Raw genomic sequence first — 22750 nt, forward strand, 5'->3', positions numbered from 1 at the left:
CCCGAAGGGAACATGCTCAAAACGGCGTCACTCTTCGTTGCGCTCCTTGCGCAGACACCCAGTCTGGGCGGCGTCGCACGCCTCGATTGACGCCGTTTTGAGTATGTTCGCACCGCCAAAAATAGCGTCAACAGGCCCTGCCGTGCGCTGCCCCGCGCTGCTGGTGTCGGCCCCGGCCTCGGGCCAGGGCAAGACCACCGTGGTGGCTGCGCTGGCGCGGCTCTTGGGGCGGCGCGGCGCGCGGGTGCGGGTGTTCAAGTGCGGGCCGGACTTTCTCGACCCGTTCTGGCATGAGCTGGCCAGCGGGCACGCGGTGCATTCGCTCGACCTGTGGATGACGGGCGAGATGGATGCGCGCGCGCGCCTGCATGCCGCCGCGCAAGCGGCCGACGTGATCCTGGTCGAAGGTGTGATGGGCCTGCACGACGGCACGCCCAGCAGCGCCGATCTGGCGCGCGCCCTCGGCCTGCCGGTGCTGGCCGTGATTCAGGCCGGCGCCATGGCGCAGACGCTGGGCGCCATTGCTCACGGTTTGAGATACTACAAAAGCGAGAGCGCCGGCGCCTTGCCCTGGGCCGGCGTGCTCGCCAACGGCGTGGCCGGCGAAGGCCATGCCGCGCTGCTGCGCGCGTCGCTGGATGCGCCGGCGCACTGGCTGGGCGCGCTGCCGCGCAGCGAGGCCATGCAGCTGCCCGAGCGCCACCTGGGCCTGATCGCCGCGCACGAGCTGGGCCACGCCGCCGCGCTGGCGCGGCTGGACGCCGCCGCCGACGCGCTGGCCGCCACGCCGCTGGGCGCCATGACGCTTGCCGACTGGCGCGCGCGCTGGAGCGTGGCCTTTGCTGCTCCGGCCGCCGTCCCGGCAGCGCCGGCGCTGCTGGCTGGCCGCACGGTGGCCGTCGCGCGCGATGCGGCCTTTGCCTTTGTCTACCCGGCCAACCTGGAGTGCCTGCGGGCGCTGGGTGCGCGGGTGGTGTTGTTCTCGCCGCTGGCCGGCGACGCGCTGCCCGCCTGCGACGCGCTGTGGCTGCCCGGCGGCTACCCCGAGCTGCATGCCAGCGCCTTGGCCGCGCGCACCGACCTGCGCGCCCAGTTGCAGGCCCACGCGCAGGCCGGACGGCCGGTGTGGGCCGAGTGCGGCGGCATGATGTGCCTGTTCGACGAGCTGCTCACGCGCGATGGCACGGCGCACCCGATGTGGGGCCTGCTGCCCGGGCGCGTGCGCATGCAGGACCGGCTGATGGGCCTGGGCATGCAGTCGTTGGAAATGGCGGGTGGGGCGCCCGCGCTGCGCGGCCACAGCTTTCATTTTTCGGCCTGCGAGACGCCGCTGGCGCCGCTGGCCTGCACCACGCCCGCGCCCGGCAGCGCGCGGACGCAGGGCGAGGCCGTGTATGCGCAAGGGGCCGTGCGCGCCAGCTACTTTCATGCCTGGTTTGCGTCCAGCGCACCGGCCACGGCCGCGCTGTTTTCAAACGATTCATGCCCGCAGCGCTTGTCTGACGGGCGCAAGCAGCTATGAATACAGAAGTATCGTGGTTGCCGGCGGCGCTCACGGGCCCCGAGCGCATCGTCTGCCTGACGGAAGAAACCACCGAGTGGCTCTACCTGCTGGGCGAAGAGCGGCGCATCGTCGGCATCAGCGGCTTCACCGTGCGCCCGCGCCGCGCGCGGCAGGAAAAGCCCAAGGTCAGCGCCTTCACCAGCGCGCGCATCGAGCAGATCGTGGCCCTGCAGCCTGATCTGGTGCTGGGCTTCTCCGACATCCAGGCCGACATTGCCGCCGCACTGATTCGCGCCGGCGTGCCGGTGATGGTGTTCAACCAGCGCAGCGTGGCCGAGATCTTCGGCGTGCTCGATCAGGTGGCGGCGCTGGTGGGGGCGCAAGAGCGCGGGCGCGCCTGCTTGCTGCAATTTGGGGAGCGGCTGGCGCAGATGCAGCAAGCGGTACAGGCCCGTTTGACTCAAGGCCGGCGGCGCCCGCGCGTGTACTTCGAGGAGTGGGACGAGCCCCAGATCAGCGGCATCCGCTGGGTGTCCGAGCTGATCGGCATTGCCGGCGGCGAGGACTGCTTTGCCGAGCTGGCAGCCCAGCCGCTGGCCAAGGGCCGCATCATTGCCGACCCGATGGAGGTGGTGCGGCGCGCGCCCGACATCATCATCGGCTCGTGGTGCGGCAAGAAGTTTCGCGCCGAGCAGGTGGCCGCGCGCGCCGGCTGGCAGGACGTGCCCGCCGTGCGTGACGGTCAGCTGTTCGAGATCAAATCGCCCGAGATCCTGCAACCCGGCCCGGCCGCGCTGACCGATGGCGCCGACGCGCTGCACCGCATCGTGACGCAATGGATGGACCGGCATGCCTGAGCGTATGGCCATCGCCCGCAGCGAGTTCATTCTGGGCGGCCAGAAGAGCGGCAAGTCGCGCCGCGCCGAAAGCTTGGCCGGCGCCTGGCTGGCGCAGGGCGCTGCGCACCGCGCCGTGCTGATCGCCACCGCCCAGCCGATGGATGCCGAGATGCGCGCGCGCATCGCCCGCCACCAGCGCGAGCGCGCCGAGCGCGCGCCGGGCCTGGCCACTGTCGAATCACCCTACGACGTGGCCGCCGCCATCGCCGGCGCGGGCGGGGCCGAGACCTTGCGCATCGTCGATTGCCTGACGCTGTGGCTGACGCAGCAGCTCATGCCGATCGATGGATTTGAACAAAATGAGGCTGCGGCGCGCTCCCAGTCGGCGCAGACAGCTATGCTTTTGCAAGCAATCGAACGCTGCCCCGGCCCCCTCGTGCTGGTCGGCAACGAGATCGGCCTGGGCGTGATCCCGCTGGGCCGCGAGGTGCGCGCCTTCGTCGATGCGCTGGGCCAGCTCAATCAGCAGGTGGCCGCACGCTGCGAGCGGGTGACGCTGATGGTGGCGGGGCTGCCGGTGACCATAAAGGATGCTCCATGACGGCAAGGGCCTGGATTTGGATTTTCTCCCTCTCCCTCTGGGAGAGGGCAGGGGTGAGGGCAGCGACGCATCCCTCATCACCGCGCGCACCCTCACCCCAACCCTCTCCCGCACGCGGGAGAGGGCGTCGGGCCGCGCTGCTCGGCGCGCTGCTGGCCTGCACGTTCGCGGCCGCTCACGCCTTTGAAATCCACGACGACGCCGGCCAGACCACGCATTTCGACGTCGCGCCGGCACGCATCGTCAGCCTGCTGCCCTCGCTGACCGAGACGGTGTGCGCGCTGGGCGCCTGCGACCGCCTGGTGGGTGTGGACCGCTATTCCAACTGGCCCGCCAGCGTGCAAAAGCTGCCGCAGGTGGGCGGCGGGCTGGACCCGAACGTCGAGGCGGTGGTGGCCCTCAAGCCCGACGTGGTGCTGATCGGCGTGTCCTCGCGCGCCAGCGTGCGCCTGCGCGCGCTGGGCTTGCGGGTGGTGGCGCTGGAGCCCAAGACCCTGGCCGGCATGCGCCGCGCCACCGAGCGGCTGGGCGCGCTGCTGCAGCAGCCCCAGGCGGCGGTCGCCCTGCTGCGGCAGATCGACGCCGGCGTGCAGGCCGCGGCCCAATCCGTGCCCGCCGCCGCACGCGGCCAGCGCGTGTACTACGAGGTGGACGCTGCGCCACACGCCGCCGGGCGCGGCACCTTCATCGACGAGCTGCTCACAACCCTGGGCCTGGTCAACATCATCGACGCCAGCCTGGGCCCGTATCCCAAGATCAACCCCGAGCTGGTGGTGCGCGCCGACCCCGACCTCATCATGGTCAGCCAGCAGGGCGCTGCCCAATTGGCGCGCCGCCCCGGCTGGGCGCAGCTGCGCGCGCTGCGGCAGGGCCATGTGTGCGCCTTCGACGCCGAGCAGCGCGACATCCTGGTGCGCCCCGGCCCGCGCATCCCCGAGGCGGCACTTCTCATGGCCGACTGCGCGGCGCATCGAATGCCGGCGGAAAAATGAGGTGCCCATGAAAATACCGGACGCTGAGGACGCAAAGAATGCGCAAAGGACGCAAAAGAAACAAACACTCCATCTCGTGTTTTTCTTTTGCATCTTCTGCGTCTTCTGCGTCTTTTTTGCGTCCTCTGCGTCCGGCTGTTTGTAGCGTTTCCAGGCACCCCATGACGCCGGCTTGCACTGCCCCTGACGCTTCGCCCACGGCTCGCGCCGGCGCGCGCGCCTGGGCGTTGGCACTGGGTCTGCTGGCGTTGTCGCTGCTGGGCCTGGCCTGGGGCGCCAGCGTGGGCAGCACGGGGTTTGACAGCCTGCTGCGCGCGCGCCACGACCCGGTGGCCTGGCAGATCGTGTGGGACATCCGTCTGCCGCGCACCCTGGGCGCCTGGCTGGCCGGCGCGCTGCTGGGCCTGGCGGGGGCGGTGGCGCAGGGCCTGTTTCGCAACCCGCTGGCCGACCCGTTCTTGCTGGGCAGCGCCTCGGGCGCCGCGTTGGCGGTGGCCGTGGCCTATGCCGCGCTGGGCACCGGCAGCATGGTGGCCGGTGGCGGCGGCGTGGCGCTGCTGCAGGCGGCGTCGCCGTGGCTGGCGCGCCTGGGCATGACGGGGGCGGCCTTTGTCGGCGCCCTGGGCGGCGTGTTGCTCGCGCTGGTGTTGGCGCGCGGCGTGCAGCAAACGCTGCGCCTGCTGCTGGCGGGCGTCGTTGTCGGCTTTGTGCTGGGCGCCGTGCGCGACCTGGTGCAACTGGCCCAGCCCGACGTGCTGCAGGCCATGCAGGGCTTTACCCTGGGCATCACCGGCATGGTGGGCTGGGGCGCGTGCGCGGTCATGGCCGCCGTGCTGGCGCCGCTGCTCGTCGCGGCCTGGGTGCTGGCGCGCGTGCTCGATGCGTTGAGCCTGGGCGAGGCCACGGCCAGAAGCCTGGGCCTGCCGCTGGGCCCCTTGCGTGCGCTCTTGATCGCCGTGCTGGCGCTGGCCACCGGCGCCGCCGTGGCGCAGACCGGGCTGATCGGCTTTGTCGGCCTGGTGGCGCCGCACCTGGCGCGGGCGCGCGCGCGCAGCACGCACGGGCCGCTGGTGCTGCTGTCGGCGCTGGTGGGCGGCCTGCTGCTGATGCTGGCCGACATCGCGTCGCGCCTGGTCATCGCGCCGCAGGAGCTGCCGGTGGGCGTGCTGACTGCCGTGCTGGGCGGGCTGTACCTGCTGTGGCTGATGCACCGCCGGTCGGGCTTGGGCGGGTGAAATGGCACACCCCCAGTCTCCACTCGCTGCGCGATGTTTCGCCCACCCCCTTGCAGGGGGCATCGCCTGTGGCCGGGGAGACCCCGACCACGGCGATCACGGGCGTGGCCTGCTCCGCGGCCTTTCGGTCCTTTGGGGTTCATGCTTTGCGGGTGGCGCGCAGCGCCATGGACAACTGAGATGTTGCGCGCTATGCAAAAGATAGCTATTGGCACGCACGGGGTAAGCGCCAGCATCGGAAACACCCCCATATTGCACGACGTTGACCTGCAACTGTCCGCGGGCCGCTGGTGCGCCATCGTCGGCCCCAACGGCGCGGGCAAGTCCACCCTGCTGCGCGTGCTGGCCGGCCTGCTGCCCAGCGACGGCCAGGTGCTGCTGCAGGGGCGCGCGCTGCACGACTGGCCGGCGCGCGAGCGCGCGCGGCAGCTGGCGTGGCTGGGCCAGGCCGAGACGGGCGGTGAAGACCTGCTGGCCTGGGACGTGGCCATGCTGGGCCGCCTGCCGCACCGCGCCTGGCTGGCCGCGCCCAGCGAGCACGATCATGCGGCTGTGGCCCAGGCGCTGCGTGCCACGCAAGCGTGGGACTTGCGCGCACGCCGCCTGGGCGAGCTTTCGGGCGGCGAGCGCCAGCGCGTGCTGCTGGCGCGCGTGCTGGCCACCGAGGCCCCGCTGCTGCTGATGGACGAGCCGCTGGCCCACCTCGATCCGCCGCACCAGGCCGACTGGCTGGCCACGGTGCGTGCGCGGGTGGCCGCCGGCAGCACGGTGGTCAGCGTGCTGCACGAGCTGAACATGGCCTTGCAGGCCGACGAGCTGCTGATCGTCAAGGCCGGGCGGCTGCTGCACCACGGCGCCTGCCACGCGCCCGATACGCACCGCGCGCTGGAGGCAGCGTTTGACGGCCGCATCGGCGTGCACCCGGTCCAAGGGCAATGGATTGCCTTGCTACAGGAGTTGAGTCATGCAGATTGAAACCCCACCCACCGAACGCCGCTACGAGCGCCCCGAGGGCGAGCGCCGCGGCCTTGTCATCTTGAACACCGGCGACGGCAAGGGCAAGAGCACGGCCGCCTTCGGCCTGGCGCTGCGCGCTTTTGGGCGGCAACACGTGCACGGCAAGCAGGTCAGGATCTTCCAGTTCATGAAGGTGCCCACGGCGCGCTTTGGCGAGCACCGCATGTTCGAGCAGATCGGCCTGCCCATCGAAGGCCTGGGCGACGGCTTTTCGTGGAAGAGCAAGGACCTGGAGCACAGCGCTCAATTGTCCCGTGATGGCTGGGAGCGCGCGCGTGCCACCATCATGGACGGCAAGCACTTTCTGGTCGTGCTCGACGAGATCACCTACCCGCTGATCTACGGCTGGCTGCCGCTGGACGAGGTGTTGGCCACGCTGCGCGAGCGGCCGAAAGATGTCCACGTGTGCCTGACGGGCCGGCGCTGCCCGCCCGAGCTGGTCGAGCTGGCCGACACGGTGACCGAGATGACGCTGGTCAAGCACGCCTTCAAGGCCGGCATCCCGGCGCAGCGCGGCATCGAGGATTGAGCGGCGTAGGATGGCGGCTCCCATGCCTGCATTGATCCAACACACCTACCCCACGCCCCTGGGCGACCTGGTTGCCCTGTTTTCGCCCCAAGGCCTGTGCCTGCTTGAATTCGGCATCGACACCAAGGGCCTGTCACGCGAGTGGCGCGACGTGGAGCGTCACGCGGGGGCCGCGGCGGTGCCGGGCGAGGACGCGCGCACGCGCGCGCTGGGTGAGCAGATCGCGGCGTACTTCAAGGGCGAACTCACGCACTTCGACGTGGCGCTCGACCTGGTGGGCACGCCGTTTCAACAGCAGGTGTGGCAGGCCTTGCTCAAGATTCCGTATGGCCAGACGCGCAGCTATGGGGAGCAGGCGCGCGGCATCGGCCACCCGACGGCGGTGCGCGCCGTGGCCGCCGCCAATGGCGCCAACAAGGTGTCCATCGTCGTGCCCTGCCACCGCGTGATCGGCAGCGACGGCAGCCTGACGGGCTATGGCGGCGGTCTGCCGCGCAAGACCTGGCTGCTCGCTTTGGAGCGCGGCGAGCGGGACCTGGTCGACTTCGGCTCCTGAGCGGCGCGCGCTGGGGCGCAGCCGGGCGTGCGCTCGGCGTGCGGTCAGGCTGTGCGCGGCGCCTCGTCCGCCGGGGCGAGAGTGGCGGCGTCGCTGCCTCGGGGTGCCCGCTGTTTGCTGCGGTCCGTGGCCAAAAACAGGTACATCGCCGGCACCACGAACAGCGTGAACAAGGTGCCGATGGCCATGCCGGTGAAGATCACGATGCCCATGGCCTGGCGCCCGGCCGCGCCGGCGCCCGAGGCGATCACCAGCGGCACCACGCCGAACACCATGGCGGCGGTGGTCATCAGGATGGGGCGCAGGCGCACGCCGGCGGCCTGCACGATGGCGTCGAGTTTGCTTTTGCCCTCTTGCTGCAAGCTGTTGGCCACCTCGACGATCAGGATGCCGTGCTTGCTGATCAGGCCCATCAGGGTGACCAGGCCGACCTCGGTGTAGATGTTCATCGACGAAAAACCGAGAAACACGAAGATCATCGCGCCGAACAGCGCCATCGGCACCGACACCAGGATCACCACCGGATCGCGAAAGCTCTCGAACAGCGCAGCCAGCGCCAGAAACACCACGATCAGCGCAAAGGCAAAGGTCAGCGCAAAGCCGCCCGACTCCTGCACGAACTGGCGCGAGGGGCCGGCGTAGTCCACCTGATAGCCGCCGGGGGCGAGCTGCGCGATCTGCTCGCGCAGGTATTGCAGCGTGTCGCCCTGCGAGCCGCTGGGCACGCCGGAGAGGGTGACCGAATTGAGCTGCTGAAAGTGGTTGATGGTCTCGGGCTCGACCGAGTGCTTGAGGGTGGCCACGGTGCTGGCCGGCACCAGGCCGCCCGGGGTCTTGATGTAGAAGTCCAGCACGTTCGAGGGGTTCAGGCGGTCCACCTGCTGCACCTGCGGAATGACCTTGTAGGAGCGCCCGGCGATGGAAAAATAGTTGACGTAGCCGCCGCCCAGCGCGGCCGTGAGCGCGTTGCCCACGTCCTGCTGCGTCATGCCCAGGGCGGCGGCCTTGTCGCGATCGATCTCCAGCGTGGCTTGCGGCAGGTCGTACTTGAGGTCGGCGTCGATGTAGTAGAACTTGCCGTCGGCCTGCGCCTTTTCCATCAGCTTTTGCGCCAGCGTGTTGAGGTTCTGGAACGGCTCGGTCGTCTTGATGACGACCTGCACCGGCAGGCCCGACGAGCCCGGCAGCGGCGGAAACTGGAAGGCCGCCACGCGTGCGCCGGCAATCTTGGCCCAGCGCTGCTGCAACTCCATCTGCACCTCGTGCGCGCTGCGCGTGCGCTGGTCCCAGGGCTTGAGCACCACCCCGCCAATGCCGGTGTTGGGCGAGGGCTGACCGGTGAGCTGGAACATCTGATCGTACTCGGGCATGGCCCTGGCCTGCTGGAACACCTGGTCGGCGTAGGTCTGCATCTGGTCGATGGTGGCCGTGGCCGGGCCTTGCACCATGCCCAGCACGATGCCCTGGTCCTCCTCGGGCGCCAGCTCGTACTTGGACATCTTGAACATGATCCCCAGGCAGGCGATCAGGATCACGCCCATCACGATCAGCACCGGCCAGGTCTTGAGCAGGCTGGTGAGCAGGCGCGAATAGCCGCCATGCACGCGCTCGAACGTGTGCTCGATCAGCGTGGCGAAGCGGCCGGCGTCCTGCTCGGGCTTGAACACGCGCGAGCACATCATGGGCGAGAGCGTCAGCGCCACCAGGCCCGACACCGTGACCGCGCCGGCCAGGGTGAACGCGAACTCGGTGAACAGCGCCCCGGTCAGCCCGCCCTGAAAGCCGATCGGCACGTACACCGCCACCAGCACCACCGTCATCGCCAGGATGGGGCTGCCCAGCTCGCGTGCGGCGATCAGCGCGGCCTGCAAGGGCGTTTTGCCCTCGCGCATGTGGCGGTCCACGTTCTCGACCACGATGATCGCGTCGTCCACCACCAGGCCGATGGCCAGCACCAGCGCCAGCAGCGTCAGCAGGTTGATCGAATAGCCCAGCAGCAGCATCACGAAGAAGGTGCCCACCAGCGACAGCGGCATGGCGATCACCGGCACCAGCACCGCGCGCAGCGAGCCCAAAAACAGGTAGATCACCACGGTGACGATTAGCAGCGCCTCCACCAGGGTCTTGACCACCTCGGTGATCGAGCTGTTGATGAAGTCCGTCGAGTCGTAGACGATCTTGCCCGTCAGGCCCGCGGGCAGCTGCGCCTGCAAGTCGGGAAAAGCCTTGCGCACGCTGTCGGCCACGGTGAGGATATTGGCCTCGGGCGCGACCTTGATGCCGATGAACACCGAGCGCACGCCGTTGAAGGCCACGTTGAAGTTGTAGTTCTCCGAGCCCAGCGTCACGTTGGCCACGTCCTGCAGCCGCACGATGGCGCCGCCCGCGCTCTTGATCGCCAGCTGCTTGAACTCATCGACGCTGTGCAGCGAGGTGTTGGCGTTCAGCGGCACGGTCACCATGTCGTTCTTGCTCTGGCCCACCGCTGCCAGGTAGTTGTTGGCGGTCAGTGCGCCGGCCACGTCGGCGGCGGTGACGCCCATCGCGGCCATGCGCGATGCATCGAGCCAGGCGCGCAGGGCGAAGGTGCGCGCGCCCAGGATTTCGGCGGTCTGCACGCCCTCGATGGAGTTCAGCTTGGGCTGCACCACGCGCACCAGGTAGTCGGTGATGCTGTTGTTGGGCATGGCGTCGCTGTAGAAGCCGATGTACATCGCGTCGGTGGTCTGCCCGGTCTGCACCGCCAGCACCGGCTGCTGGGCTTGCGCCGGCAACTGGTTGCGCACCGAGGCCACCTGCGTGTTGATCTCGGTCAGCGCGCGGTTGGCGTCGTAGTTCAGGCGCAGCGTGGCGGTGATGACCGACGCGCCCAGGCTGCTGGAGGACGACAGGTAGTCGATGCCCTGCGCCTGCGAGATCGCCGCCTCCAGCGGCTGCGTGATGAAGCCGGCCACGGTGGCCGCGTCGGCGCCGAAGTAGGCCGTGGTGACGGTGACCACCGCGTTTTGCGTCTTGGGGTACTGGTTGATGGGCAGGCTGCCGGCCGCGCGCAGCCCCAGCACGACCAGCAGCAGGCTGATCACCATCGCCAGCACGGGCCGGCGGATGAAGGTGTCGGTGAAGTTCATGGCCCGCCTCTTACTTTTCTTGCGGCGTCGGGTTGGGGTTGTTGGCCGGCTGCACGCGGTTGTCCACCACCACCGGCGTGCCGTTCTTCAGCTTGATCTGCCCGCTGCTCACCACCTGCTGGCCGGCCGTCAGGCCCTTGGTGATGGCCACCTGGTCGCCGCGCGTGGGGCCGGTCTCGACAAACACCTGCTGCGCGACGAGCTGCTCGCCATTGGCCGCCGAGGCCGCCGGCGCCGGTGGCGTTGCCGCGGCCGTCGCCGCCGGCGCCGCCGACGCCGCCGACGCCGCCGCCCGGGCCTGCACCGCGCTGGCCTTCTCGACCACGAACACGGTCGAGCCGTAGGGGTTGTAGGTGATGGCCGTCTGCGGCAAGGTCAGTTGCGGCTGCGCGCTGCCCAGGTTCACGCGCACTTCGGCAAACATGCCCGGCAGCAGGTCGCGCCGGGGGTTGGCCACGGTGGCCTGCACCTGCACCGTGCGCGTGGCCGGGTCCACCTTGGGGTTGATGGCGTTGATGGTGCCGGCAAAGCTCTGGCCCGCGAAGGCGTCGACCGCCAGCGTCACCGCCTGGCCCACCGCCAGCCCGGCCAGCTGCTGCTGGGGCAGGCTGAAGTCCACGTGGATCGGGTCCAGCGTTTGCAGCGTCACCAGCGTGGCGCCGGCGTTGACGTACTGGCCCGGCTGCAGCGCGGTGATGCCCAGCCGGCCGGCAAAGGGCGCGCGGATCGCCTTCTTGGCGACGTTGGCCGCCTGCTGCGCCACCTGGGCGCGCGCGGCTTTCAGGTTGCTGGTGTCGGCGTCCACCTGGGCCTGGCTGACGGCGCGCACGGCCAGCTGGGCCTGGTCGCGCTTGAGGGCCGTTTCGGCCTGGTCGGCGGCGGCTTGCAGCGCCTGCAATTGCGCCGCGTCCGAGTCGGCGCTGAGCTGCACCAGCAGCGCACCGGCGGGCACGTCCTGCCCCGACTTGAAGTTCACGCTGCGCACCAGCCCCGCGACTTCGCTGGCCAGGTCGGCGCCGCGCACCGGGCTGAGCGTGCCCACGGACTTGAGCTGCGACTGCCAGGGCTGCGCCTGCACCTCGATGGTCGAGACCGTCTGCGGCTGCGGCTTGGGGATGGAGGCGATCAGCTTTCTGATCTGGAGGTACTTGCCCCCGGCCAGCGCCGCGATCAGCACGATGACGGCGCCGATCATGATCAGCATGCGCTTTGTCATTGTCGAGTTCTCCTGCGCCCGCTGGCGCGATCATTTTTGTTGCGAGACGGAGGCGGCAACCGCCTCGGTTTGAGCGGCCTGGTTCCACCAGCCGCCGCCCAGCGCCTGAAACAGCGCCGCCGTGTCGGCATAGCGCGCGGCCTGGGCCTGGGCCAGGGCGGTGTGCGTTTGCAGCCAGGCCTGCTGCGCGCTCAGCAGTTGCACGTAGCTGACGGCCCCGTTCTGGTATTGCGCCGTGCTGATCTGAAGCGACTGGCGCGCTGCGCCCTCGGCCTGGGCCTGGGCCGCCAGCGTGTCGGCGTCGAACTGCAGGGCGCGCAGCGCGTCGGCCACGTTTTGAAAGGCCACCAGCAGCGTGCCCTGGTACTGCGCCGCGGCGGCGTCAAAGCCGGCAATCGCGGCGCGGCGCTGGGCGTTCAGCGCATCGCCGTGAAACAGCGGCTGGGTCAGCCCGGCCGCCAGGCTCCAGAAGGCCCAAGGGCCCTTGAACAGGTCGCTCAGCTCCAGCGCCGTGCTGCCCAGCGTGGCACTGAGCTGGATCTGCGGGTACAGGTTGGCGGTGGCCACGCCCACCTGGGCGCTGGCCTGGTGCAGCAGCGCCTCGGCGGCCCGCACGTCGGGGCGCTGGCGCGCCAGATCGGAGGGCAGCGACAGCGGCAGCGTCTGCGGCAGGTGCAGGTCGGCCAGGGTGAACGCGGGCAGGTCGGGCTCGCTGGGCAGGCGCCCGGCATACACCGCCAGCTGGTGGCGCGTTTGCGCCAGCGTCTTGTCCAGGGCCGGCAGCGAGGCCTGGGTTTGCGCCACCTGCGTCTGCTGTGCCAGCACCGTCGAGCGCGGCGTGGCCCCGGTGTCGAACTGCTTTTGCAGGATGTCCAACTGGTCCTGCTGGGCTTGCAGCACCTCGCGCGTGGCCTGCAACTGCGCGCGCAGCCCGGCCTCGCGGATGGCGGTGGTCACCAGGTTGCCGACCAGCATGAGCTGGGTGGCCTCGAGCTGCAGGCGCTGGGCATCGACCTGCGCCTGCGCGCCTTCCAGCTGGCGGCGCACGCTGCCGAACAGATCGACGTTGTAGGACACGTTGACCTGGGCATTGAACAGCGTCAGCAACTGGCCGCCGGCCTTTTGCGTCTGCACCGCCGAGGCGCGCTCGCGCTCGGCGCCCAGTTGCGCATCCACGCTGGGCAGCGTCAGCTTGCCTTGCTGGGCGGCCAGGTTTTCCTGCGCCTGGCGCAGCGTGGCCTGGGCCGCAGCCAGGGTGGGACTGCGCGCCAGGGCATCGCGAATCAGCGCGTCCAGCGCCGTGGACTGAAACACGCTCCACCACTGCGCCGGAATGTCGGCGCCCGCCACCCATTGCTGTGCGGCGCCTCCTGCGACGGGCGCTTGCGCCGTCGTGGCCGGCAGCGGTGTGGCGGTGTAGTCGGCGCCCTGGGCGGCTGCCGGCAGATCGGGGGGCTTGAAGTCGGGCCCGACGGCGGCACAACCGGCCAGGGCGAGGCTGACCGAAAGACCCAGGGTGGCCAGGGGCGGCGCCACGCGGCGGCGCGCTGGCGAAGGGATGGCGCAAGAGGTTTTCATGATTGCCGGGGCTTCGCCACGGCGTTCGTTGCGCCTGGGCGGTGACGTGCAAATCAAAGGGACCAAACATTATAGGGTTATTCGCCCAGGCGCGTCGGCCGGCGTTGCGGGCACGGCGCGCCGGTCGCGCCGGCACCGCCTTTCAGGGACCCGCTGAACAATTCCCTCGCGGCGCTTGCATCCCGGTCTCGGGCGATCCGCGGCGCTGCAAATCCTCGCGATGGCAACGGCGATCGCGGCGGTTTGCGCCTTGCGGCCCATCCCGATATCGGGCGCACGCATGCACGAAGAATCATTCAGCGCTTCCTTAGAATTGCCGGGCCGGCAGCGGCCGATCGGCCCGCCGGCCGCCCCATGCGCCGCCTGTCCCCCGCCGAACCCCTGGTCATGCTGGCCACCATTGCCCTGTGGCTGGTGCTGGCCATGGCCACCGGCGCGCTGGTGGGCAGCGCTTGCAGCGTGTTCCTGCGCCTGCTGTTTGCCAGCGAGGGGCGGCTGTACAACGCGCCCTGGGCGCTCGTGGCCGCGCTGCTGCCGCTGGCGGGGCTGGCCAACGGCCTGTTGCTGCACTACGGCTATCGGCTGAACACCAGCGGCCTGAAGGACGAGCCCATCGAGGCCGTCAACGAGCAGCAAGGGCGCATGCCCTTCGTCACCCTGTGGATCAAGCCGGTGGCGGCACTCATCACCCTGGGCTGCGGCGGCTCGGCCGGCAAGGAAGGGCCGTGCTCGCACATCGGCGCCGGCGTGGCCGCGGGCCTGGGGCGGGCGCTGCACCTGAATGCCGAGCTGCGCAAGCGCCTGGTGGCCTGCGGCGTGAGCGCCGGTTTTGCCAGCGTGTTCGGCACACCGATCGCCGGCGCGATCTATGGCGTGGAGATGCTGGCCATCGGCCGCATCCGGCACGACTTTCTGTTTCCGGGCATCGTCGCCGGCGTCACCGCGTTTGTCGTCAGCCGCTTCTGGGGCGTGCCTTATCCCGAATACCACATCGCCTTCGACACCCGCTTCACCGAACTGCTGTTTCTCAAGACGGTGCTGATCGGCGTGCTGTGCGGCGTCGCGGCTTCATGGTTTGTCGAGGCCTTGACCCTGGCGCGCCAGGGCTTTGCCTGGCTGGGGCGGCGCTTGGCGCTCTGGCCGCCGCTGCTGCCGCTGCTGGGCGGGGTGGTGCTGGCGCTGCTGCTGGCCGTGCTGCCGCGCGAATACATGGGCCTGTCCCTGCCCGTGATGGAGCGCGCGCTGCAGGGCGAGGCCATGCCCTGGCTGGGCTTTCTGTTCAAGATCGTGCTGGTGGCCGTCACGCTGGGCTCGGGCTTTTATGGCGGCATCGTCACGCCGCAGTTCGTCATCGGCGCGGTGCTGGGGGGCGCGCTGGCGCCGCTGCTGGGCATGCATGCGGCCCAGGGGGCGGCGGTGGGCATGGCGGCGGTGGTGGCCTCGGCCTCCAACACGCCGGTGGCGGCGGTGCTGATGGGCGTGGAGCTGTTTGGCGGGGGCTCCACGCTGTACGTGGCCGGTGCCTGCGTGTCGGCCTATTTGATGGTCGGCCACCGCAGCGTGTACCCGGCGCAGCACCTGGCCTATCCCAAGGCGGCGTGGTTCACCGCGCCGGCCGACCAGCCCGTGGGGCACGAGAAGGTGCAGCTGTCCTACGGCCTGTTGCGCTGGTGGCGCGAGGTGGTGCTGCCCTCGTGGCGGCGCGTGCGCGACTGGGTCCGACGGCGCTGAGCGCGGCAGCCTATGCCGGCAGGCCGAAGAATGCGCGCGCGTTGCCGCCCAGGATGCGCTGCTGCGCCTCGGATCCCAGAAAGTCGCACGAGCGCACCAGCGCGCCGGGTTGCTGCTCGCCCAGCGGAAACGGCGCGTCGGTGCCCAGCATCACGCGGTCAATCCCCATCACCTCGGTCAGCAGCTTGAGCGCGCCGGGGTCGAACACGGCGCTGTCTGTGTACAGGCGCCGCGCGTAGCTGGAGGGCAGCTCGGGGCAGTCCTGGCGCACGATGTCGCGGTGCTTCCAGGCGTTGTCGACCCGGCCCAGGGTGTAGGCAAAGCTGCCGCCGCCGTGGGCAAAGCAGATCTTGAGCGACTTGGGAATGCGCTCCAGCGCGCCCGACAGGATCAGCGAGAGCATGCCCAGCTGCGTCTCGGCCGGCATGGCCACCAGCCAGGGCATCATCCACTTCTTCATGCGCCCGTCGGTCATCATGTCCCAGGGGTGGACAAAGACCGGGATGGCGTTGTCGGCGCAAAAGATCAGGAAGTCCACCATGTCGGGGTGGTCCAGGTCCTTCTTTTCCATGTGGTTGCCGATCTGCACGCCCACCGCGCCGGCTTTCATGGCGCGGGCGGCCTCGGCCGTGGCCAGCTTCACGTCCTGCAGCGCCACCTGCGACAGCCAGCGCAGCCGCGTGGGGTGGGGCGCGCAATAGGCGGCGGCCTTCTCGTTCATGCGCGTGGCCCAGTCGGCGGCGCGCGGCGCCTCCCAGGCGTAGCCGAACATCACCGGCGTTGCGCAGATGATTTGCAGGGCTATGCCGGCGCCGTCCAGCCCGCGCACGCGCGCGTCGGGGTCCCACAGCTCGTCGTGCACGGGCCGAAACGGCTTGTCGCCCAGCATGATCTGGCCGGTCTTGCCGCCTTCGTCCACCGTCAGCCAGGGCGCGCGCTGGGCGTCGACGGCATGGGCCTCGGCCTGGCTGATGCGGGGGAAAAAATGCGAGTGGATGTCGATCATGCGTGGGCCTGCCGAATTGCGTGCCATGCGGCGTAGTCCTTGCCCGGGTGCACGGTGCCGCAGTGCGGGCAGGTGCGCTCGGCGTCGCTGGTGGCGTAGAACTGCGCATAGGCCTTGGGCAGGTCCGCAACCAGGTCTTGCAGCTGCACCCTGATTTCCCACACCAGCGTGGCGCATTGAGGGCAGTACCAGCGAAAGCCGTCCTGCGCGCCGGGCGGGCGCGGCTTTTCCACCAGCAGGCACAGGCCGTTCGGGTCGGGGCGCTGTGGCGAATGCAGCAGGTGCGGGGGCTGCAGGAAGACGTCGCCCTCCTTCAGGTCGATGCGGTCGAAACGCCCGTTGTCCCACACATCCAGATAGGCCGTGCCGCGCAGCTGATAGAAGATTTCTTCCGTCGGGTTGTCGTGAAAGTCGGTGCGGGTGTTGCCCCCGCCCACCATGTTGATGATGTAGTCGCCGTCCGGGAACAGCGCCGCGTTGCACACCGGCGGCTTGAGGCGGCTTTGGTTTTGCTCGACCCAGCCCATCAGGTTCTTGGGCAGTCCGTACTTGGGGTTCATCGCAGGTCTCCTTGTCGGGTTGATCGGTCGGCCATCAAGCCTGCACCGGCTTGTAGGCCACGGCCTTGATCTCGATCAGCAGGTGCGGGTGCGGCAGCTGGTGCACCGCCACCGTGGTGCGGGTGGGGCCGTCGTAGTCGAAGAACTCGCCCCACACCTCGTTGTAGCCGCCAAAGTCGTTCATGTTGACCAGAAACGCCTGGGCCTCCACCAGGTCGCTCAAATCGGCGCCGGCGCTTTGCAGGATGCCCTGGATGTTCTCGATCACGGCGCGCGTCTGCACGCGGATGTCCAGCTGGGTCACGCCCAGCGCGTCGGCCTGGGCACCGGCAAAGCTGTTGTCGGGCCGGCGCGAGCTGGTGCCCGAGACATACAGAAAATCGCCCGCGCGCTTGATGTGCGGAAACTTGCCGCGCGGCGTGGCCTTGCCTTGGACCACCGTGGCCTGGTTGGATGGGTTGCTCATGCGTGATCCCTTCAGACTTTGATGCAGATGTTGCTGGTCTCCGAGTAGAAGTCCAGCGACCAGCGCCCGCCCTCGCGCCCGATGCCCGAGAGCTTGACGCCGCCAAAAGGCGTGCGCAGATCGCGCGAGAACCAGGTGTTGACCCACACGATGCCCACGTGCAGGCGGGGGCTGACGCGGTGCGCGCGCGACAGGTTCGTCGTCCACACGCTGGCGGCCAGGCCGTAGTCGGTGGCGTTGGCGCGGGCCAGCACCTCGTCCTCGCTGTCAAAAGGGGCGATGTGGCACACCGGGCCAAACACCTCCTCGTTCAGGCAGCGCGCGCTGTCGGCAAGGCCCGTCCAGACGGTGGGCTGCACAAAGGCGCCGCCGTCGCGCTCGTCGCCAAAGTGCGGCACGCCGCCGCCGGTGACCACGGTGGCGCCTTCCTCGACGGCCAGCTTGTAATACGACAGCACCTTCTCGCGGTGCTCGCGCGAGATCAGCGAGCCCATGTCCACGCCCGGCTCGTCGGGCCAACCGATCTTGAGGGCTTCCGTTTTAGCCTTCAGCGCGGCGACGAAGCGCTCGAAGATCGGGCGCTCCACGTACACCCGCTCCGAGCACAGGCAGACCTGGCCGGTGTTGGTGAAGCTCGAGCGGATCACGCCCTCCACCGCGGCGTCGAAGTCGCAGTCGGCAAACACGATGGCCGCGTTCTTGCCGCCCAGCTCGAAGGACACCTCCTTCACCCCGTCGGCCACCGCCTTCATGATGGCCGCGCCGGTGCGCGACTCGCCCGTGAAGGTCACCGCGTCGATGCCGGGGTGGCGGGTCAGCGCCTCGCCGGCCGAGCCGGGGCCAAAGCCGTGCACCACGTTGAACACGCCCGCCGGCACGCCCGCCTCGTCAAAGGCCTCGGCGATCAGCGTGGCCGACGACGGTGTTTCCTCCGACGGCTTGCAGACGATGGCGTTGCCGCAGATCAGCGCCGGCGCGGCCTTCCAGGTCAGCGACAGGATGGGCAAATTCCACGGCGAGATGCTGGCCACCACGCCCAGCGGCTTGCGCGTGGTGTAGTTGATCAGCTTGGTGCCGTCGGCCAGGTCGGTTTCATAAAAATCGCCGTGCGCCGTCTTGCCCAGATCGGCAAAGGTGCGGAAGTTGGCGATGCCGCGGTACACGTCCAGCTTGCGCGCCTGCGCCAGGGGGCGGCCGGTGTCGGCGATCTCGGCGGCCAGAAAGTCGTCGAAGCGCCGCTCGATCACGTCGGCCACGCGGTGCAGGGCGGCCGCGCGCTCCTGCACCGTCGAGCGGCCCCAGGGGCCTTCATCCACCGCCCTGCGCGCGGCGCGCACGGCACGGTCCACCAGCGCGGCGTCGGCCTCGTGCACGCGGGCCAGCACGCGGCCGGTGAGCGGGCTCACGTTGTCAAAGGTCTGGCCGGTGGAGACGAAGGCGCCGTCCACGTAGTTGCGGGTGTCGGCCAGCGAGGGCGGCAGGGCAAAGCGTTCGGTCATGGCAGCTTCAGTCTAGGCCGCGGACGCTTGCCTTACAAGCGAAGATTTCGCCCCTTGTTATAACCAACAAGAATAGTTCAACGCCCGCGCCCCAGGGGCTCGCCCGCCGCGCGCAGCGCCGCCAGAAAGCGCTCGGTGGCCGCGCTGGGCGCGCGGTCGGCGCGCACCGTGTAGCCCACGGCGCCGAACGCGCCCAGGCCCCGGATCGGCAGCACCGTCACCTGACCCAGATGCGCAAAGCGCTCGGCCGCGGCCTGCGGCATCAGCGCCACCATGGGACTGCTGGCCAGCAGCGCCAGGTTGGTCAGGATCGACACCGACTCGATGCGCCGCGCCGGCAGCCCGGTCGCGCCGAAAAAGGCGCGCACCGACGGCCAGGCCATCGAGTCGGGCGTGGGCACGATCCAGTCCAGCCCCATCAGCTCGGCCAGCGCCAGCTTGCGCCGGCGCGCCAGCGGGTGCTGGGCGCCCACCACCACGCGCAGCGCCTCCTCGTACAGCGGCTGGCTGGCCAGGCGCGCGCGCTCGGCGCCCGCCACCGCCGTCGCGCCGGGCAGGGCGCCCACCACCACGTCCAGCTCGCCGCGCGCCAGCAGCGGAAACAGCAGCGTATTGGGCCCCACGCGCACGGTCACCACCACGTCCGGCGCGTCGCGGCGCAGCCGCTCGATGGCCGCCGGCAGCAGCGCGGCCGAGGCACTGATCAGCGTGCCCACCACCACCTGGCCGCGCGTGCCGGCCTGCGTGGCGTTCAGCGTCTCGGCCAGCTGGCGCAGCTCGGCCAGCATGCTGGCAGCGTGCGGCTCGAAGCGCCGGCCCAGCTCGGTCAGCACAACGCCGCGCTTGCCGCGCACGAACAGCGGCCCGCCCACCTGCGACTCCAGCTCGTGCAGCGACTTGCTGATGGCCGGCTGCGTCATCGCCAGCTCGCCGGCCGCCGCCAGCAGCGAGCCCGAGGCCCGCACCTGCTCGAAGAGCATCAGCTGCTGCAGCCGCAGCCGCCGCGCCAGCGACGCGCGCGAATGCGCCGGCCGCGCGGGCGGCGCGGGGGCGTCGAAGGCGTCGGGTTCGGCCATGGCGGCATTGTGTGGCAAGCCGCCCCGGTATAAACGCGGGGCCGCCGCCATTCAACCGCCCACTCGACATGCCGCTTTCCTGGAACGAAATCAAGTCCCGCGCCATGGCCTTTTCGCGCCAGTGGGCGGACGCCGCCGACGAAAAGCAGCAAAGCGCCGCGTTCTGGGTGGACTTCTTCGAGATCTTCGGCATCAGCAACCGGCGCGTCATCAGCTTCGAGCACGCCGTCAGCAAGCATGGCGGCGGCCAGGGCTACATCGATTTGTTCTGGCCCGGCCAGATGCTGGTGGAGCAAAAGTCGCGCGGCAAGCCGCTGGAGCCCGCCTACGACCAGGCCATGGGCTACTTTCCCGGCCTGGCCGAGCGCGATCTGCCGCACACCCTGGTGCTGTGCGACTTTGCCCGCTTTCGCGTGATCGACCTGGACAGCCGCCGCGAGATCAGCTTTGCCCTGCAGGATTTGCACAAGCACGTGCGCTGGTTCGGCTTCATCGCCGGCTACCAGGCGCAGGCCGTCACGCCGCAAAACCCCGTCAACGTCAAGGCGGCGGTAAGCATGGGCCGCCTGCACGACGCGCTCAAAGCCAGCGGCTACGCCGGCCACCCGCTCGAAGTGCTGCTGGTGCGCCTGCTGTTTTGCCTGTTTGCCGACGACACCGCCATCTTTCCGGCGCAGGGCCTGCGCGCCTTCATCGAGGAGCGCACCGCCCCCGACGGCAGCGACACCGGCCCGCGCCTGGCGCAACTCTTTCAGGTGCTCAACACGCCCGACGAGCGACGCAGCCAGAACCTCGACGAGCAGCTGGCCGCCTTCCCCTACGTTAACGGCAAGCTGTTCGACGAGAGCCTGCCCATTGCCGACTTCGACGCCCCCACGCGCGAGGCCCTGCTCGACGCCTGCGCGCTCGACTGGTCGGCCATCAGCCCCGCCATCTTTGGCAGCCTGTTCCAGAGCATCATGGACAGCGCGGCGCGCCGCAACCTGGGCGCGCACTACACGTCCGAGGAAAACATCCTCAAGCTCATCAAGCCGCTGTTTCTGGACGAGCTGCGCGCCGAGTTCGAGCGGGTCAAGGGCCAGCGCAACCGCCTGTTCGACTTTCACAAGAAGCTGCGCGCGCTCACCTTTTTCGACCCCGCCTGCGGCTGCGGCAACTTCCTGGTCATCAGCTACCGCGAGCTGCGCGCGCTGGAGCTTCAAGTCCTGCGCGCCGCCGCCAGCCTGCAGGGCCACGCCGGCCAGCGCAGCGTGGACGTGCACCAGCTTATCGGCATCAACGTCGACCAGTTCTACGGCATCGAGATCGAGGAATTTCCGGCCCAGATCGCCCAGGTCGCGCTGTGGCTGGTGGACCACCAGATGAACCTGGCGGTCAGCGAGGAGTTCGGCCAGTACTTCGCCCGTATCCCGCTGGTCACCAGCCCGCACATCGTGCACGGCAACGCGTTGGCGCTGGACTGGAACGAGGTGCTGCCTGCACACCAGTGCAGCTACGTGCTGGGCAACCCGCCCTTCGTCGGTGCCAAGTTCATGAGCGACGCGCAGCGCGAGGACAGCCGCGCCGTGTTCAGCGGCATCGAGGGCGCGGGCCTGCTGGACTTCGTCGCCGCCTGGTACGTCAAGGCCGCGCGCTATATGCAGCAGGCGGCCTGGCTCCCTCTCCCGCTGGCGGGAGAGGGTGGGGGTGAGGGCACTCCCGCCCCCGCTGGGGGCGGGCAGGGGTGGGGGCCAGCGGCGCATCCGCAAGCACCCGGTGCATCCAGCGCCGTGGGCCCCCATCCCAACCTTCCCCCAGAGACTCCCTCCCCCTTTGGGGGAGGGCAGGGGTGGGGGCCAGTGGCGCATCCACAAGGACCCGGTTCATCCAGCGCCGCCAGCCCCCATCCCAACCTTCCCCCAGAGGGGGAAGGAGCAAGAGCCGCTTTCGTCTCCACCAACAGCATCACCCAGGGCGAGCAGGTGGGCGTGCTGTGGGGCTGGCTGCTGGCGCAAGGCCTGCACATCCACTTTGCCCACCGCACCTTCGCCTGGAGCAACGAAGCGCGCGGCAAGGCCGCCGTGCACTGCGTCATCGTCGGCTTTGGCCTGCAAGACTTGCCGGGCAAGCTGATCTACGAATACGAGGACATCAAGGGCGAGCCGCACGCCGTTCCAGCGGCCAACATCAATCCCTATCTGGTCGATGCGCCCGACGTGGTGCTGCCCCGGCGCAGCAAGCCGATTTGCGACGTGCCCGAGATCGGCATTGGCAACAAACCCATCGATGACGGCAACTACCTGTTCACCACCGCCGAGCGCGACGCTTTCATCGCGCGCGAGCCTGCTGCCGCCCAATGGTTTCGCCGCTGGCTGGGCGCCGATGAATTTTTGAACGGCTACGAACGCTGGTGCCTGTGGCTGGGCGACACGCCGCCCGGCGAGCTGCGCGCCATGCCCGAGGCCATGAAGCGCGTGCAGGCGGTCAAGGCATTCCGACTGGCCAGCAAGAGCGCGCCGACGCAAAAGCTGGCGGCGACGCCCACGCGCTTTCACGTCGAGAACATGCCAGCCACGCCCTACCTGGTGCTGCCCGAGGTGTCATCCGAGCGGCGCGCCTTTATTCCCTTCGGCTTCGAGCAGCCCGAAACGCTGTGCAGCAACCTCGTCAAGATCGCGGCCGACGCAACTCTCTTCCACTTCGGCATCCTCTCCAGCACCATGCACAACGCCTGGGTGCGCGCCGTCTGCGGCCGGCTGGAGAGCCGCTACCGCTACTCCGCCGCCATCGTCTACAACAACTTCCCCTGGCCTTTCTGCGCGCCAGAATTTAAGCAAAATAAGGCCGCAGCTCCCGCCCAGCAAGCGCAAGCAGCTATCGAAAAAGAAGCGCAAGCGGTGCTGGACGCCCGCGCCCAGTTCACCGGCAGCAGCCTGGCCGACCTGTACGACCCGCTCACCATGCCGCCCGCCTTGCTCAAGGCGCACCAAAGGCTGGACGCCGCGGTGGACAAGGCCTATCAACTGGCCGGCGGCCCCAAAAGCTACGCCGGCGACGCCGAGCGCGTGGCCTTCTTGTTCACGCTGTACCAGCGCATCACCAGCTTGCTGCCGGTGGCAGGCGGCAAGCCGGCCCGTGCGCGCAAGGCGGGTGGGAAGGGCGGGTGAGTGTCACTCGTTGGACAGGAACCGGCAGCACCCTTCGTAGAATGATTTTCGGCTGCGCGCGCAGCGTCGTT

General features: G+C 69.6%; 18 protein-coding genes. 10 read left to right on the forward strand and 8 right to left on the reverse strand.

The window, feature by feature from the left end; translation table 11 throughout:
- Positions 1–103 precede the first annotated feature (103 nt).
- The 8 genes from U1F38_RS06480 to U1F38_RS06515 all read left to right on the forward strand — a co-directional run bounded on the left by U1F38_RS06480 (position 104) and on the right by U1F38_RS06515 (position 7273).
- The gene (locus U1F38_RS06480; protein WP_409986237.1) at positions 104–1522 is read left to right on the forward strand and encodes a cobyrinate a,c-diamide synthase; all 1419 of its coding nucleotides are present in this window, start codon (positions 104–106) and stop codon (positions 1520–1522) included.
- Complete coding sequence (locus U1F38_RS06485) at positions 1519–2361, forward strand: ABC transporter substrate-binding protein (RefSeq protein WP_409986238.1); 843 nt, start codon at positions 1519–1521, stop codon at positions 2359–2361. Before U1F38_RS06480 ends, U1F38_RS06485 begins: the two co-directional genes overlap by 4 nt.
- Complete coding sequence (locus U1F38_RS06490; protein WP_409986239.1) at positions 2354–2944, forward strand: bifunctional adenosylcobinamide kinase/adenosylcobinamide-phosphate guanylyltransferase; 591 nt, start codon at positions 2354–2356, stop codon at positions 2942–2944. Before U1F38_RS06485 ends, U1F38_RS06490 begins: the two co-directional genes overlap by 8 nt.
- Positions 2945–3081: 137 nt before the next feature.
- Complete coding sequence (locus U1F38_RS06495) at positions 3082–3936, forward strand: ABC transporter substrate-binding protein (protein WP_409986479.1); 855 nt, start codon at positions 3082–3084, stop codon at positions 3934–3936.
- Positions 3937–4097: 161 nt separating this feature from the next.
- The gene (locus U1F38_RS06500) at positions 4098–5171 is read left to right on the forward strand and encodes a FecCD family ABC transporter permease (protein WP_409986240.1); all 1074 of its coding nucleotides are present in this window, start codon (positions 4098–4100) and stop codon (positions 5169–5171) included.
- Positions 5172–5363: 192 nt separating this feature from the next.
- Positions 5364–6146, forward strand: a complete 783-nt coding sequence (locus U1F38_RS06505) for an ABC transporter ATP-binding protein (protein ID WP_409986241.1) — start codon at positions 5364–5366, stop codon at positions 6144–6146.
- A complete protein-coding gene (gene cobO, locus U1F38_RS06510) occupies positions 6136–6717 on the forward strand; it encodes a cob(I)yrinic acid a,c-diamide adenosyltransferase (protein ID WP_409986242.1) in 582 nt (193 codons plus the stop codon). The genes U1F38_RS06505 and cobO overlap by 11 nt, the downstream gene beginning before the upstream one ends.
- A gap of 22 nt (positions 6718–6739) precedes the next feature.
- Entirely contained in the window at positions 6740–7273 is a 534-nt protein-coding gene (locus U1F38_RS06515) for a methylated-DNA--[protein]-cysteine S-methyltransferase (RefSeq protein WP_409986243.1), read from the forward strand.
- Between the two features lie 44 nt (positions 7274–7317).
- Here U1F38_RS06515 and U1F38_RS06520 read toward each other — a convergent pair whose 3' ends face one another.
- The 3 genes from U1F38_RS06520 to U1F38_RS06530 are packed head-to-tail and all read right to left on the reverse strand — an operon-like array spanning position 7318 to position 13195.
- Positions 7318–10401 (reverse strand): efflux RND transporter permease subunit, encoded by a 3084-nt coding sequence (locus U1F38_RS06520; protein ID WP_409986244.1) that lies wholly within the window; start codon positions 10399–10401, stop codon positions 7318–7320.
- Between the two features lie 10 nt (positions 10402–10411).
- Positions 10412–11617 carry an efflux RND transporter periplasmic adaptor subunit gene (locus U1F38_RS06525; protein WP_409986245.1) on the reverse strand — a complete coding sequence of 402 codons (1206 nt, stop codon included), beginning with the start codon at positions 11615–11617 and terminating at the stop codon, positions 10412–10414.
- A gap of 30 nt (positions 11618–11647) precedes the next feature.
- The gene (locus U1F38_RS06530) at positions 11648–13195 is read right to left on the reverse strand and encodes an efflux transporter outer membrane subunit (protein ID WP_409986246.1); all 1548 of its coding nucleotides are present in this window, start codon (positions 13193–13195) and stop codon (positions 11648–11650) included.
- 354 nt (positions 13196–13549) lie between these two features.
- On the opposite strand from U1F38_RS06530, the gene U1F38_RS06535 reads away from it, so the two are divergent.
- Positions 13550–14926, forward strand: coding sequence for a chloride channel protein (locus U1F38_RS06535; protein ID WP_409986247.1), 1377 nt, complete (start codon positions 13550–13552; stop codon positions 14924–14926).
- Between the two features lie 10 nt (positions 14927–14936).
- Here U1F38_RS06535 and U1F38_RS06540 read toward each other — a convergent pair whose 3' ends face one another.
- From U1F38_RS06540 to U1F38_RS06560, 5 genes are all read right to left on the reverse strand, one after another.
- The gene (locus tag U1F38_RS06540; protein ID WP_409986248.1) at positions 14937–15959 is read right to left on the reverse strand and encodes an amidohydrolase family protein; all 1023 of its coding nucleotides are present in this window, start codon (positions 15957–15959) and stop codon (positions 14937–14939) included.
- Positions 15929–16492, reverse strand: coding sequence for a 3-hydroxyanthranilate 3,4-dioxygenase (locus U1F38_RS06545; protein ID WP_409986249.1), 564 nt, complete (start codon positions 16490–16492; stop codon positions 15929–15931). The genes U1F38_RS06540 and U1F38_RS06545 overlap by 31 nt, the downstream gene beginning before the upstream one ends.
- A 34-nt stretch (positions 16493–16526) precedes the next feature.
- Complete coding sequence (locus U1F38_RS06550) at positions 16527–16958, reverse strand: RidA family protein (RefSeq protein WP_409986250.1); 432 nt, start codon at positions 16956–16958, stop codon at positions 16527–16529.
- Between the two features lie 11 nt (positions 16959–16969).
- The gene (locus U1F38_RS06555; protein ID WP_409986251.1) at positions 16970–18457 is read right to left on the reverse strand and encodes a 2-hydroxymuconic semialdehyde dehydrogenase; all 1488 of its coding nucleotides are present in this window, start codon (positions 18455–18457) and stop codon (positions 16970–16972) included.
- Positions 18458–18534: 77 nt separating this feature from the next.
- Positions 18535–19533, reverse strand: a complete 999-nt coding sequence (locus U1F38_RS06560) for a LysR substrate-binding domain-containing protein (RefSeq protein WP_409986252.1) — start codon at positions 19531–19533, stop codon at positions 18535–18537.
- Between the two features lie 68 nt (positions 19534–19601).
- Between U1F38_RS06560 and U1F38_RS06565 the strand changes: the two genes are divergently transcribed.
- Positions 19602–22679, forward strand: a complete 3078-nt coding sequence (locus tag U1F38_RS06565; protein ID WP_409986253.1) for a DNA methyltransferase — start codon at positions 19602–19604, stop codon at positions 22677–22679.
- Positions 22680–22750 lie beyond the last annotated feature (71 nt).

Source organism: Ottowia sp. (assembly GCF_046348305.1).
Lineage (GTDB): Bacteria > Pseudomonadota > Gammaproteobacteria > Burkholderiales > Burkholderiaceae_C > Ottowia.

Excerpts from the sequence above, each read along its gene's own strand:
- U1F38_RS06480 (WP_409986237.1), top strand. The coding sequence starts at position 104 with ATGTTCGCACCGCCAAAAATAGCGTCAACAGGCCCTGCCGTGCGCTGC.
- U1F38_RS06485 (WP_409986238.1), top strand. The coding sequence starts at position 1,519 with ATGAATACAGAAGTATCGTGGTTGCCGGCGGCGCTCACGGGCCCCGAG.
- U1F38_RS06490 (WP_409986239.1), top strand. The coding sequence starts at position 2,354 with ATGCCTGAGCGTATGGCCATCGCCCGCAGCGAGTTCATTCTGGGCGGC.
- U1F38_RS06500 (WP_409986240.1), top strand. The coding sequence starts at position 4,098 with ATGACGCCGGCTTGCACTGCCCCTGACGCTTCGCCCACGGCTCGCGCC.
- U1F38_RS06505 (WP_409986241.1), top strand. The coding sequence starts at position 5,364 with ATGCAAAAGATAGCTATTGGCACGCACGGGGTAAGCGCCAGCATCGGA.
- cobO (WP_409986242.1), top strand. The coding sequence starts at position 6,136 with ATGCAGATTGAAACCCCACCCACCGAACGCCGCTACGAGCGCCCCGAG.
- U1F38_RS06515 (WP_409986243.1), top strand. The coding sequence starts at position 6,740 with ATGCCTGCATTGATCCAACACACCTACCCCACGCCCCTGGGCGACCTG.
- U1F38_RS06520 (WP_409986244.1), bottom strand. The coding sequence starts at position 10,401 with ATGAACTTCACCGACACCTTCATCCGCCGGCCCGTGCTGGCGATGGTG.
- U1F38_RS06525 (WP_409986245.1), bottom strand. The coding sequence starts at position 11,617 with ATGACAAAGCGCATGCTGATCATGATCGGCGCCGTCATCGTGCTGATC.
- U1F38_RS06530 (WP_409986246.1), bottom strand. The coding sequence starts at position 13,195 with ATGAAAACCTCTTGCGCCATCCCTTCGCCAGCGCGCCGCCGCGTGGCG.
- U1F38_RS06535 (WP_409986247.1), top strand. The coding sequence starts at position 13,550 with ATGCGCCGCCTGTCCCCCGCCGAACCCCTGGTCATGCTGGCCACCATT.
- U1F38_RS06540 (WP_409986248.1), bottom strand. The coding sequence starts at position 15,959 with ATGGCACGCAATTCGGCAGGCCCACGCATGATCGACATCCACTCGCAT.
- U1F38_RS06545 (WP_409986249.1), bottom strand. The coding sequence starts at position 16,492 with ATGAACCCCAAGTACGGACTGCCCAAGAACCTGATGGGCTGGGTCGAG.
- U1F38_RS06550 (WP_409986250.1), bottom strand. The coding sequence starts at position 16,958 with ATGAGCAACCCATCCAACCAGGCCACGGTGGTCCAAGGCAAGGCCACG.
- U1F38_RS06555 (WP_409986251.1), bottom strand. The coding sequence starts at position 18,457 with ATGACCGAACGCTTTGCCCTGCCGCCCTCGCTGGCCGACACCCGCAAC.
- U1F38_RS06560 (WP_409986252.1), bottom strand. The coding sequence starts at position 19,533 with ATGGCCGAACCCGACGCCTTCGACGCCCCCGCGCCGCCCGCGCGGCCG.
- U1F38_RS06565 (WP_409986253.1), top strand. The coding sequence starts at position 19,602 with ATGCCGCTTTCCTGGAACGAAATCAAGTCCCGCGCCATGGCCTTTTCG.